Source organism: Candidatus Campylobacter infans (assembly GCF_013416015.1).
Taxonomy (GTDB): Bacteria; Campylobacterota; Campylobacteria; order Campylobacterales; family Campylobacteraceae; genus Campylobacter; species Campylobacter infans.
In genome coordinates, this window is record NZ_CP049075.1 from 1,423,201 (window position 1) to 1,436,049 (window position 12,849).

At 35.1% G+C, this 12,849-nt stretch carries 13 protein-coding genes and 1 pseudogene; 3 read left to right on the forward strand and 11 right to left on the reverse strand.

Annotation, left to right across the window (positions count from 1 at the left end; translation table 11 throughout):
• Window positions 1–149: 149 nt before the first annotated feature.
• The 3 genes and pseudogenes from CINF_RS07145 to CINF_RS08895 all read left to right on the forward strand — a co-directional run bounded on the left by CINF_RS07145 (window position 150) and on the right by CINF_RS08895 (window position 1,816).
• Entirely contained in the window at window positions 150–404 is a 255-nt protein-coding gene (locus CINF_RS07145) for a DNA cytosine methyltransferase (RefSeq protein ID WP_205195798.1), read from the forward strand.
• A pseudogene (locus CINF_RS07150) lies at window positions 404–1,169 on the forward strand (protein NO VEIN domain-containing protein). Before CINF_RS07145 ends, CINF_RS07150 begins: the two are co-directional and overlap by 1 nt.
• Window positions 1,166–1,816: a hypothetical protein gene (locus CINF_RS08895; RefSeq protein ID WP_205195799.1), complete on the forward strand. Its 651-nt coding sequence runs from the start codon at window positions 1,166–1,168 to the stop codon at window positions 1,814–1,816. The pseudogene CINF_RS07150 and the gene CINF_RS08895 overlap by 4 nt, the downstream one beginning before the upstream one ends.
• A 150-nt stretch (window positions 1,817–1,966) precedes the next feature.
• Here the strand turns inward: CINF_RS08895 and CINF_RS07160 are convergent, their stop codons facing one another.
• The 11 genes from CINF_RS07160 to CINF_RS07210 form a co-directional block, all read right to left on the reverse strand.
• Entirely contained in the window at window positions 1,967–2,194 is a 228-nt protein-coding gene (locus CINF_RS07160) for a hypothetical protein (protein ID WP_178697374.1), read from the reverse strand.
• Window positions 2,187–3,230: a DHH family phosphoesterase gene (locus tag CINF_RS07165; RefSeq protein ID WP_179975035.1), complete on the reverse strand. Its 1,044-nt coding sequence runs from the start codon at window positions 3,228–3,230 to the stop codon at window positions 2,187–2,189. Before CINF_RS07165 ends, CINF_RS07160 begins: the two co-directional genes overlap by 8 nt.
• Before the next feature lie 99 nt (window positions 3,231–3,329).
• Window positions 3,330–4,094, reverse strand: coding sequence for a Ni/Fe-hydrogenase, b-type cytochrome subunit (cybH, locus tag CINF_RS07170; RefSeq protein WP_178697376.1), 765 nt, complete (start codon window positions 4,092–4,094; stop codon window positions 3,330–3,332).
• A 9-nt stretch (window positions 4,095–4,103) separates the two neighbouring features.
• The gene (locus tag CINF_RS07175) at window positions 4,104–5,822 is read right to left on the reverse strand and encodes a nickel-dependent hydrogenase large subunit (protein WP_179975958.1); all 1,719 of its coding nucleotides are present in this window, start codon (window positions 5,820–5,822) and stop codon (window positions 4,104–4,106) included.
• A 123-nt stretch (window positions 5,823–5,945) separates the two neighbouring features.
• Window positions 5,946–7,076: a hydrogenase small subunit gene (locus CINF_RS07180; RefSeq protein WP_178697377.1), complete on the reverse strand. Its 1,131-nt coding sequence runs from the start codon at window positions 7,074–7,076 to the stop codon at window positions 5,946–5,948.
• 95 nt (window positions 7,077–7,171) lie between these two features.
• Complete coding sequence (locus tag CINF_RS07185; protein WP_179975036.1) at window positions 7,172–7,480, reverse strand: AzlD domain-containing protein; 309 nt, start codon at window positions 7,478–7,480, stop codon at window positions 7,172–7,174.
• Complete coding sequence (locus CINF_RS07190; protein WP_179975037.1) at window positions 7,480–8,157, reverse strand: AzlC family ABC transporter permease; 678 nt, start codon at window positions 8,155–8,157, stop codon at window positions 7,480–7,482. The genes CINF_RS07185 and CINF_RS07190 overlap by 1 nt, the downstream gene beginning before the upstream one ends.
• Window positions 8,158–8,211: 54 nt before the next feature.
• A complete protein-coding gene (locus CINF_RS07195) occupies window positions 8,212–10,545 on the reverse strand; it encodes a glycosyltransferase (RefSeq protein ID WP_179975038.1) in 2,334 nt (777 codons plus the stop codon).
• Window positions 10,542–10,733: a hypothetical protein gene (locus tag CINF_RS07200; RefSeq protein ID WP_179975039.1), complete on the reverse strand. Its 192-nt coding sequence runs from the start codon at window positions 10,731–10,733 to the stop codon at window positions 10,542–10,544. Before CINF_RS07200 ends, CINF_RS07195 begins: the two co-directional genes overlap by 4 nt.
• Complete coding sequence (locus CINF_RS07205) at window positions 10,734–11,948, reverse strand: ABC transporter ATP-binding protein (protein ID WP_179975040.1); 1,215 nt, start codon at window positions 11,946–11,948, stop codon at window positions 10,734–10,736.
• The gene (locus tag CINF_RS07210) at window positions 11,945–12,736 is read right to left on the reverse strand and encodes an ABC transporter permease (protein WP_179975041.1); all 792 of its coding nucleotides are present in this window, start codon (window positions 12,734–12,736) and stop codon (window positions 11,945–11,947) included. The genes CINF_RS07205 and CINF_RS07210 overlap by 4 nt, the downstream gene beginning before the upstream one ends.
• Window positions 12,737–12,849: the final 113 nt, after the last annotated feature.

Sequence of the window (12,849 nt, forward strand, 5' to 3'; positions counted from 1 at the left end):
CAAATCCTTTTTTAGGGCGCAATTATAGCAAGATATTTTGGCTTTTTAATGAAATTTTAAGCTCTTAGAAAGATAAATTTTAAATCACTAAAATTAAAAAAACTTAAAATAAAATTTGGATATAGTTATGCAAAAATTAAAGAGTAAAAATGAAAATAGGTAGCTTGTTTGCTGGCATTGGCGGGATTGAGCTTGGTTTTAAAAAAGCAGGATTTAGCACAGCGTGGGCAATTGAGATTGACACTAAGGCGTGCGTAACCTATAAAGCTAACCACAAACACCAAATTATCAACGCAGATATTAGCAAAGTTGATTTTAAAGAGCTAAATTCCATTGACATTTTAACAGCTGGCTTTCCTTGTCAAGCATTTAGTGTTGCTGGTTATTATAATAGGACAAGATAATGAGCCAAAAGCACGAAAATTATGAGTTGCTAAACTTGCTAGGCTATGGACTTGCGAAGTTTGATAATAATTTTATCAAAGAATTTGGTTGCAAAACAAAGACAGAATTTTTTAATTTTTTCGTGGATAATAACATTGTCAAAACCGCAAGTGTGGTAAAAAATCGAATGGATTTGTTTGATTATTTTTTTCCACAAAATCCGCGTAAAGGCTGGTGGCAAAAGGGCGATGCCTACATTCATCGCAAACATTTGATTGATTCGCTTTTTGGCGATGAAAATGTCGCGGGATTTACAAATATCGTAAAACTTATGTTAAAAAAAGAATATCACATTGAGTTGGCTAACAAAGTAAGCCCCATTACTTGAAACTAAATTTAAAAAAATGCAAAGCACAGGGTTTGAAGCGGAGTTGTATTTTTTACACAATTATAATGAAATTGAAATTTTGCAAAATGGCACAATCACAGACGCTAGGCTTTATGGTGATGGTTATGACTTTTTTGTAAAGACGGCAAAAAACGAGTTTTTGTGCGAGATAAAGGGTATCCGTGAAGCTAGCGGTAGTTTGCGACTAACACAAAACGAATTTGAAAAAGCTCAAGATTTTAAGGATACTTATTTGCTTGTGGTGGTTATGGATTTACAAAATAGTCCGAAATTTAAAAGCATTTTAAATCCACTTGAAAATTTGAAATTTAAGGAAAAAATTATAGCTCAAAAAGAACTCAAAGAGTATCATTTATTAGGGAGTTTAGCGGTATGAATTTTGAGATTACTTCTGTTAAAAGTATAAAAAATGATAAATTCGTCATTTGTGTATTGATTGACAATTTTGGCATTTTTGAAAGATTTAAAAACTTCATAATCTTTATCATCAGGGTATATTTTGATATACTCAATATCTTTGTCGTCAAGAATATATTTCATAGCAAACCTTTCGCACTATTTTGCCATAATGATATTGAAAAATATTCAATAGAATTAAAACAAAATGATTTATTTGTTGCAAGAGCAATTTTAGCTGGATTTAATGCTTCAAATGTTGATGTTAGAAGCTCTCGTTACGATGCGATTGTAGATTTTGATGATATGCTCTTGCGAATTCAAATCAAAGGTATTTCAAATGGCGAGATTATCTCTTTTAAAGACAGAGATAGAGGCGGACAAGGCATTGACCACACGCACGAGCGTAATCGTGGCAAACGAATCACAAAAGCAGATTGCGATATTTATGTGGCTGTGGATAAGCAAGTAGGCATTTGTTACCTTATCCCTATGAGTTTTGCGGATACTTTGAGCGATGATGAATGCAACAAAGTGCGATTAGAGCAAGTGCAAAATTTCAAAGAAAATTGGGAAGTTATTAAAGAAGTGGCAAAAGAAAAACTAAAAAACCTACAAATTTCCTAAGATAAAAAAATGCGCCAAATTTTAAAAATAGCTTAAAAGTTTGGCTTAGAAGCGTTAAATGTTGCATGAGTTGGTGGCTAATTACTCTAAACTAGCTCGCCATAAATTATAAAATTCTTACAAAATAATTCTTAAATTTTATATTTAAGATTAAGAAAATAATTCTTTATAATTTTTCTTTAAAAACTCCACGACCTCTAAAATACCCTCAGCACCTTGCGATTTTGCATTTTCAAGCACATCATCGATATTTTCTACATATAAATCGCAAGCTTTTTGTAAGCAATCTTTTTTAACGCCAGCGCTTAATAAAAGCGCTTCAAGCATCATTTCAAGCTCGTAGCTTAAATCCTCCATCGTTACTTCATAATCACGCATTATTTTCTCCTGTTTTTTCGTTGATTAAGCCCACGATTTGCTCTCTAATTTTTTCATAATCAAAACTATCTTTAAAAGCAGCAAAAAACCCGCCACTAGCATTTTTATGTCCGCCGCCGCCTACTAGCTCGCTAGCCATTTTACTAACATCAAAATCCCCGCTTGATCTAAATGAAAGTGTTTTTTTGCTCGTAACATCAATATAAAATTTATATTCAGGATTAGCATGTAAAAAATCATTTGCCACAACGCTTACATTGCCAATATTTGAGCTTAAAAGCCCTAAATGTCCGCGGTATTTTATGCTCATTTTTTCTTTATTTTTACTTAATAATTTTACTAAATAAGCTGAAATTAAATTGCTTAAAGTATCGTCATCTTTGCTTTTAAAAAAACTTTTTTTGATAGAATGCAAGGCATTGTCAAGCTCAATATAAGCATTAGCGCGCTCGCTAAAATCCATAAATGAGCGCATTAAATAAAACAAATACTCCATATTTTCATCATTAAAAAGCACCTTATTTATTTCTTTTGCATTTGCAATCGCGCCCAAACAAACCTTGCCAAACTCGAAATAGTCGTCATTTTCTAGCCAAATATCCACAGCATTTACCGCATTTACAAAGTTTTCTAACTTTTTATCCTCGCCAAAAATTCCACTAAAAAACTCATAACAAATTTTAGTCGCACAACGCGTATCGTCTAAATAATACCAAAAATGCTCGCGCGCGCTAATCTCGCCACTTGCGTGATGATCTAATAAAATCAGCTTAACCCCATCGCGCTCGCGCACAGCTCTTGAAAAATCATCACATTGAACAGGCGTAAGATTTAAATCACTAACAAAAATCACAGCTTTTTCATCTGGGTTTTTTGCTTTGCTAATATCAATCTCTCTAAGTATCATTTCAAATTTTTCATCGATTTCACGCCCATAATTTGAATTATAAAAACTCAATTTTTTTAAATAGTGCGCACTTACTAGCTGGCAAGCATAACCATCTAAATCCGTATGACTAAGATGCAAAAAAAGCATAAATTATCCTTAATTTTGGCTAGGGATTTAGCCAAATTTTAAAATTTACAAGCCAAAAAGCTTATAGGATTTGAAATTTAGCTAAAACGCAAACGAAAATCAAGCGTGGTGCTCATCATCTAAATATTTATACCCACTTACGATCGCGTCCATACCGCCATTTTTACCTTTGATTGCATTAAATACAGCCATATAAACATGCACGCACACAAAAATTACAATTCCCCAAGTTACAATGTGATGAATAGCGCGCACATTTGCCAGGCCACCAAACATAAGCTCAAAATAGCGCATCGGCTCATAAAGCAAGCCACCAAGCCCTTCGTGATAATTATGCACATATAAAATAAGCCCCGTTAAACAAATAAGCACAAGCATTATATAAAAGCCCAAATACGCAATAAATTGTAAAGGATTATAAGTGCCTTTAAGGCGTGGATGCTCACTAAATAATACATAATACTTGATTTGCGCTATCCAAATGCTAGGATTTATAAAATCCCAAAAACTAACACGCTCAATATGGCTTTGCTTATCAAAAATAAAAAGATAAATTTTAAAAATAAAACACGCAATCAATACAAATCCAGCTATTTCATGCACAGCGCGCCATTTAGCATTCATAAAATTTACAGGCTCGCCACTAGGCACAGGCGCAGCAAAAACATAAGCTATATAAAGCCCGCTAACTACAAGCACAACGATACTTAACGCCCTAATCCAATGCGCTAGGCGCAATCCTATACTAAACTCATAAACCAAATGCCTTGCTGGCTCGCCATCATAACGCTTGCTTGGAGCCTGTTTGATTTTATCAGCTATTTTTTCGCTAGCTTTTGTGGTTTTAGCTATTATTGTTTGCATTTTAGCCCCTTAGCATAAATTTGGATTTACCTTATATTCGCTGATTTTAGCGCCCTTTGTGTCCATTACATGCACAGCACAAGCAATGCATGGATCATAGCTATGGATTTTGCGGATTATTTCAAGGGGTTGTTTTAAATCAGCAATTTTAAGCCCAATTAAACACGCCTCATAACTACCCATTTGCCCACTAGCATCTTTTGGCGAGGCATTCCAAGTGCTTGGCACGACAGCTTGCCAGTTTTTAATCACTCCATTTTCTATGCGACACCAATGGCTAAGTGTCCCGCGTGGGACATGGCCTATGTAACGCCCTTTATATTCTTTATTTTTATCTATTACATAAGGTGCGCAAGTTTCATCATCTACTTTTAAATTTTCTACTAAATTATTAAAGGCTTTTAGGGTGTTATTAGCTATTATTGTTGCTTCTATCATACGGCACGCTGTGCGCCCAAGCGTGCTTAGGACGGCATTTAATGGCAAGCTAGTATCTTTTAAAAATTTATCAACCACAGGCACTACATATGGGTTATTTTTAGCATAATTTACCACTATATTTGCAAGTGGGCCTACTTGCATAGGCAAGCCATTATAGCGTGGAGCTTTAATCCAGCTGTATTTGCCGGCTTGATCAAATACTTTTGAGTTTTGCATTTGACCCTTTGCATTTAGGGTTTTTTCATCTTTTAAGCCTGTGTAGTTTGGCTCAGTTTGTCCATCGTATGGATGAAGTGCGCTATCGTTTTTATACCAAGAATGCGTGGCTTCTTCGGTTATTTTGCTCTCATCGCATTCTATTACCTTGCTAAGATCGCCATTTAAAATAATGCCTGTTTGAAATAAATAATCCCCGCGCCCTACCATAAAGGTTTGATTAGTTAATAAATTCGCCACGCCTACATCATTTAACACGCTCGCTTCTTTGGCATAAGCCTTACCAGCCATCACCAAATCCGCATAATATGCGCGATTAACAAAATCAGCCACTTCTTTAAATTTTGTAAGATATTCGCCAAGCCTAGCAGGGCTTTTTAAATCCATCACGCAAGTTACTCCGCCAACGGTTAGGCTTTGTGGGTGTGGTTGTTTGCCACCAAAAATCGCCATCAATTGCGCAGCCGTGCGCTGAATCCTTAAACATTCTAAATAATGGCTTAGCGCGATTAAGTTTTGCTCAGGGCTTAGATGATAGGTTTTATGCCCCCAGTAGGCATTAGCAAATGGCCCAAGCTGACCTTTATCCACAAAGGCTTTAATGCGTTCTTTTACGCTTTGAAGATGATCCTCACCACAAGCATAAGGCAAATCGCAATATTTAAAGGCTTCATCGCTTGCTTTTTTAGGATTAGCACTAAGCGCACTTACAATATCTACAAAATCAAGCGCGTGTAATTGATAAAAATGCACAGTATGATCATGTAAAAATAATGCCGCATTCATCAGGGTGCGCGTTAGTTCGGCATTGTATGGAATGGTAATGCCAAGGGCATTTTCAACCGCTTCTACACCAGCTCTATAATGCGAAAAAGTACAAACCCCACAAATGCGCTGTGTCATAAAGCCAGCATCGCGCGGATCGCGCCCTTTGACAATTTGCTCAATCCCGCGCCAAAGTGTAGAACCACTATAAGCTTTTTTTACTATATTATTATCATCTACTACCACCTCAATGCGCAAGTGGCCTTCTATCCTAGTAATTGGATCTACTACGATTTTTTGCATTATTTATCCTTTATTTTGGCTAAATTTTAAATTTACGCTCACAATCTAATCAATGTTAAAAAGCACAATTTAAAATTTTAAATATTAGCGCAAATTTTAATATTAAAATTTATAAAACTATAAATATTATTTTTTAGTGCTTGCTATTAGCGCGTGCGCTGCTATGGCCACACCAGTAACTGCTAGCACGCCTATGCCTATTTTATCAGCGATAGCATCAGCGCCCAAGCCACCAAACACACTCTTATACAATCTATCGCCCAAAGGCTCTTCAAAAGGCCCCATATTATCCCAAAAATCAGGCTCAGAGCAACCTATACAGCCATGCCCTGCTTGAATTGGCCAGCTTGTGTGGCTATTAAAGCGTTCTTGTGAGCAGTTATTAAAGGTGTATGGACCCTTACAGCCGACCTTATATAAACAATACCCTTGCTTAGCGCCCTCATCACCAAAACGCTCCACGAACTCACCAGCATCAAAATGCCCGCGCCTCTCGCACAAATCGTGTATCCTGCGCCCATAAGCCCATTTTGGTCTATTGTAAGCATCAAGGGCTGGTAAAGTCCCAAATAATAAGAAATGAAGCAGATTGCCTACTATATTTTTTTCACTTGGCGGACAACCTGGGACATTAATCACTGGCTTATTTGTGATTTTGTGTAAAGGTTGTGCGTTTGTAGGGTTTGGAGCAGCTGCTTGAATACCGCCAAAACTAGAACAAGCACCTATGGCAAAAATCGCAGCTGCGTGATTTGCAGCATGAATTGCGTGCTCCTCGCCTGTGGTACCTTTTGGCCCTATGCTTAAAAAATACGAGCTAGAATCAGCAGGAATTGCGCCCTCAACCATTAAAATATATTTGCCCTTATATTTTTCTATGGCATTTTCAAGGTTGTCTTCTGCTTGCCAACCACTCGCAGCCATGATGGTTTCGTGATATTCCAAGCTAATATAATCAAAAATAATGCTATCTATTGTTGGAGTATCTGAGCGTAATAAACTCTCACTACATCCGGTGCATTCAGCCATATGTAGCCAAATCACAGGCAATCTATCTGCCATTTGCGCTGCTTTTGCCACACTTGGAGCAAAACTAGCCGGTAAGGCCAAAAAAGCAGTCATCGAAGCTGCCCATTTCATAAAATCGCGCCTAGAAAAGCCATTAGCTCTTAATTTATCCATCACGGAGCTATTTTCACGCATTTTAGGGAGTTTTGCTAAATTTTGCAGCCTTTGTTTTAATGAATTTTCACTCATGCAAGATCCTTAAAACTAATAAGTTGCGAAATTTTAATAAAATTTAGCTCATTAAAATTTTAAATAAAAAATTAGTTAAATTTTATAAGTTTAATTTAAGTAAAATGTAAAAATGCCATATATAACGAAGTCGCACCAACTATACTAAGCATAAAATTTCCTCTCCAAGCTTGTAAAATTAAGACAAAAATTGTGCAACAAATGGCAAAAACCAAATTAATCCCGCTTGCGTTTAAACTTTTTAGCGCATAAATTACTAAAACAAGCATTATAAATAAGCCGCTGTTTTTTTGTAAATGCGCTAAAACCTGGCTTTTAGAGCTTTTTTTAAACATAAAAAAAGGCAAAAAACGCGTCAAAATCGTAGCCACACTAGCTACTAACACATACAATAAAGCCTCCATCAAAAATACCTTCTAAATACGCATAGCACGCTCATTCCAGCAATTAAAACACCAAAAAGATAATATTTATCAGGCAAAATAAACAACCCGCCAAAAGCTAAAGCAAATGCCAAGCTAAGCACATTAAAATTTCGCTCTTTTTTAAAAATTTCATAGGCCAAAATCGCAAAAAGCGCGCACAAACTAAACTCAATGCCAGCATAATCAAAAGGCAAAGCCACACCCAAAAACGCCCCAAACGCACAGCCAATAAGCCAATAACAATGATTAAATAAAGCAGTTAAATTATACAAGCGGTTTAAATCTTGGGGATTTTCTCCACTAAGCGAGCGGGCTTTTAGCATAGCAAAACTTTCATCAGTAAGAGCAAAAATAAAATAAAATGGAAATTTTAATGTTTTAATCTCATCAAGCAAAGAAAGAGTGTAAAAAAAATGTCTAAAATTTATCAAAAATATAACAAAAAATAGCTCCAAAAAACTAGCTTTTGTAACGATAAAAATCGCCAGCATAAACTCAGCTGAACCCGCATAAACCAAAAGTGCCGTAAAAATCACCACCCAAGGCTCAATGCCAAGGCTTATCGCATAAAGCCCAAAAGCCAGCCCAAGCGGTAAATAGCCCATCATCACGGGCAAAGTAGATTTAAAAATTTCAAAATTGCTAAGAGTTTTCATTGTAAATTTTAATGAATATTTAAAATTTTAAAGACAGCCAAACGAAATTTTAATTCATTCATTTTCTATCCCAAAAGTTTTTAATAAATCCCTAGCACAATCTTTATAAGTTCTAATCTTACAAGTTGGCTCTTTTAGCTCTAAATCGCCATTACACAATGCTTTTAAAATATCATAAAGCTCAAAATTATCCTTAAAATACAGCGCATTTTCGCCGCCAACTTCTCTAAATACAGCAATATCCCTTGCAAGAACCGCTTTTTGATGGCTTAGTGCTTCAATTATCGGCAAGCCAAAGCCCTCGTCCCAGCTAGCAGCAATCAAGCAATCACAACTCTCATAAAGCCTATTTAATTCATCATCATTTATAAAAGAAGTAAAATAAATATTTGTGCGTTTTTCATTTGCTAGGGGAGTTTTTGGCGTGCCAGTTTCATTTAAAATTTCATTATTTTCTTTATCTTTAAAATTTAAAAGCTCATCAACACCGCATTCACATTCAGCCAAAAATTTCTTAAAATCATCATCAACGCGCCCTATTCTACCAGCAATTATCAGCCTTGTTTTTATGCCCTGGCTTGCTAAGCGCAAAAAGCTAAGAGCCACGGCTTTTTGAGCCTTGCGCTCTTCGATTGTGCCAACCATTAAAAAGTTTTTAATCTTATTTTTATTTTTTGCTGGGTTTGAAATTTTAAAATGCGAGCCAAGACGAATCACGCTTGCGTTTTGAATGCCAAAAGCCATTAAATCATCATAAACTCTATTTGAGATTGCTATTAAATGTGCGTTTATGTTTTTTAAAGTATCTAGCCAGCTTAAATGAAGCCTTGCCGCATTAAAAGGAAAAAACTGCGGATTAGTTAAAGGCAGTAAATCATAAACGCGAAAATACGCCTTAGCACCAGCTTTTTTTAATTTATCAAAAAAGCCATTTTTATAAGCTTGAAGCACTGGAAGTTCGCATTTTTCATCGCCATAAAGCACCGCAAAATCAAGCCCGTAAAAAATATCTCCATTTTGTGGGATAACTTCGCCATCTAAGCAGCTTTTAAACGCCACGCCGTGCGCTTTTAAGATAAACTCATCTACAAATTTATAGCTTTTAAGATTATTATCATAAGCTACCACATGCACTGGCAAATGGCTAACTTTAATTAAAGCATTTAGCTCTTGCCACACAACGCGTGAAATGCCAGTGCGCGCATCTGTGATATAAATTGCTGAAATATCAATTAATATTCTAGCTTTTAAAATATTTTTCATTTTAAAAGGTTTTTGATAGGCTCGCTCTAAAATACCAGCTAGATTGCTAGCAAAAATAGCCGTGCTATGCTCGTTTATGATTTTTTCTTTTGCCGATTTTATAATGTTTTTAAATTTATCTGTGTTTAAAATTTCTTTACTTTGGCTAAGAGCATTTTTAAGCTTTGAAATATCATCGATATATAAGCTTTGTGCCTTATAATCGCTAAAATTTGCTATAACCAAGCTTTCATTATTAAAGCAATCAAGTATTGCTCCGCTTGATTCTCCGCGCTCTTCTTTTCTTAATTGCACGCTAATATCAGCTGCTGCTTGGTATAAATTATATTCATCGCTATTAAGCCAGCCGGTGATTTTTACATTTTTTATATTATTTTCTTTTATAAAATTATTTATTTTTATAAAATATTCATCATCGCCACTGCCACCAGCAAAAATCAGCATAAATCTATCATCATTTTTTAGCGTTAAATCCCAAGCCTCTAAAAGCTCGTAATTCATCTTGCTATCATGTAATAAGCCAAAAGAACAATACAAACATTTACCCTCAAAACCTAAGCTTTTTTTAGCTTCAAGCTTATTTGGATAACTCAGCTTTCTAGGCAGTAATAATAATTCAAAAACATCATCATTGTTATAAAATTTCTTAGCTAATTCTAGGCTTTTTTGCGTGTGAGCTATGCAAACTCTGGCATTTTCTAAAATGCGCCTATTTAATGGATATTTAGAGCCAAAACTTTTATAAGCATTAAAAAAATGCTCCACCCTAGCCTTTAAGCCGTGGCAATAATAAGCCTCATCTTCTAAATTTTGACAAACCGGCATTAACTCAAAAATAAAAAAATCATGCAAAATCACCACGCCCGGTATTTTCATCATAGCTTCATAAATTTTAGCGTGAAAATGCAGATGGTTGCCGATATTATAAAGCGCATAATCATAAGCGCTAGAAGTTTCATAAAATTTGGCAAAACTTATAATCTTAAAGCCCTTTTCATCGCATTTGTCATCACTAACTAGCGTGATATCAAAATAATTTTTTAACTCTTGTAAAATTTCATGCGAATAAACAGCAATCCCTGAAAGTGCTGGTAAAAAGGGAGAAAAATAAGCAAGGCTTTTCATTTATTTGGCTTTTTAAAATTTGCTAAAAAATCTCTTGTGATATTGCGTAATTTTCTAGCTATGCGAATAGGCAATCTATTTCTAAGCTTATCATAAGCAGCTTTTAAAAGCATATTTTCATTTTCTAAATCTTTAATATATTTAGCAATTGGCGCGTTCGCATTTAAATCAAACTCTTTAAATTCCACTCAAAAATCCTTTATTATTAGTTTTGGTTTTAAATGTGCTAAGCCCACAAAATATAAATTAGTATTATTTATAAGCTCAAACACCAAAAGATTATCACACCATTGATAATTTGATTCTACATGCACAAAACCAGCATGCAAGGCAACAGAGATGCTATAACTACCCTCGCCCAAATCCAAATCAAGCTCATAAATAAACTCTTTTACCTGCTCTTTATTCATAGCCTGGCTTTGCTTCATACAAAAGCTATTTGTGCCGTAAATTTTTTGCCCTACTCTATCTTTAATGGTAAAACCAACAGCAATATCATCTAAATCATCATAAGCTTTAACCACAAAATGCAATCTCACCCTTTGGCCTACGCTAAAAATTTCGCCCCTTTGCCCATTTTCATCACAAATATAAGCTTGCTTTATTTTGGCTTGGCCTGTGCCTGAGATTGTCATTACTCCATGCTCGCTTTTAATCTGCTCGATTTTTACGCCTTCTTTTTTAGAAATTAGCGCGTTATAATAATCAATCACCACGCTTGGGACATCATCTTTTAAAACCCTGCCCTTTTCAAGCAAAATAGCCCTCTGGCAAATGCTAGCAATAGCTGGCAAATCATGCGAGACTAAAAGCAAAGTCGTGCCACTTTCTTTTAGCTCTTTAATTCTAGCAAAGCTTTTATGCTGAAAATACGCATCACCAACGCTTAAAGCTTCATCTATTATTAAAATTTTAGGCTGCCACGCAGTTACAATAGCAAAAGCTAAGCGCACTTGCATACCGCTACTATATAATCTTACTGGCTTATAAAAATACTCGCCTATATCAGCAAAATTTTTTATATATTCTAATTTGTCGTTTATTTCATCTTTACTATGCCCCATTAATCCAGCCACATAATAAACATTACTAAGCCCATTTAATTCAGGACAAAAACCCATACCAAGCTCTAAAATCGAGCATATTGCCCCATTTGCTTTTATGCTACCACTGCTAGCTTTTAGCGTGCCTGTGATTATTTTTAATAAAGTTGATTTGCCAGCGCCGTTTTGGCCTATTATGCCTATGCTTTGTGCATGCTTTACATTAAAATTTACATCAAAAAGCACTTGCGCTTCATCATAGCTTTTACTAGCCATGCCAAACCAGCTAGCCACTCTTGCTAAGTTTGAATGATAGGATTTATAAATTTTGCTTATATTTTTTACTTCAAGAGCATTCATAGCGCATCTGCCATTTCTTCATTAGCTTTTAAATAAACAAAAATCCCCAAAACCATCATAAAAATCCCCAAAACCAAAGGATAAAGCAAGCCAAAAAACTCAGGCGCCTTATCATATAAAATTACATTATGATAGCCCTCAACTATCGCTGTGAGCGGATTAAAATACAATAAGCCTTGATAATTTTGTGGCAAAATATTTACCATATAAACAATGGGCGTCATCCAAAATAAAAATTGCGTCAAAATCCCTAAAATTTGTGAAATATCTCTTAAAAATACATTTATCACAGCAAAAAATAAACCCGCTCCAAAAGCCAAAAAAGCAGTAAGCAAGGCTAAAAGCGCGATATAAAAAATATTAAACCCCACAAAATGCCCAAGGCAAAAAAATATCAAAAACGAAGCAAAAATAAATACCGCATTATTTACCCCAGCACTTAATACCACAATTATAGGCAAGCAAATTTTAGGAAAAGCAATTTTTTTAATTATATTAGCATTAGCACTAAAACTATCCACACAGCGCAAGAAAATTTCATTAAATAACGCCCACATCATCATTCCAGCTATCAAATAAATAGCATAAGCAAAGCTAGAATCAACGCCTGGCAATTTCGCTCTCATCAGCGATGAAAGCACCAAAGCATACATCAAAACCTGCGCCAAAGGATTTAGCAAAATCCAAAGAGCGCCTAGTTTTGAGCGCGCAAAACGCGTGCTAAAATCCACTTTTACAGAACTAATTATAAAATGCTTATAAGTCCAAAGATTTTTTAAATTTTTCACTACAAAATCCTAAAAAAGCGCAATTTTACAAAATTTTAAATTTAATTTAGCTTTTTTAATCCCAAATCCTAGCCCAATTTTAAGCCAGGATTACTAATTTTTTAGCTATTATT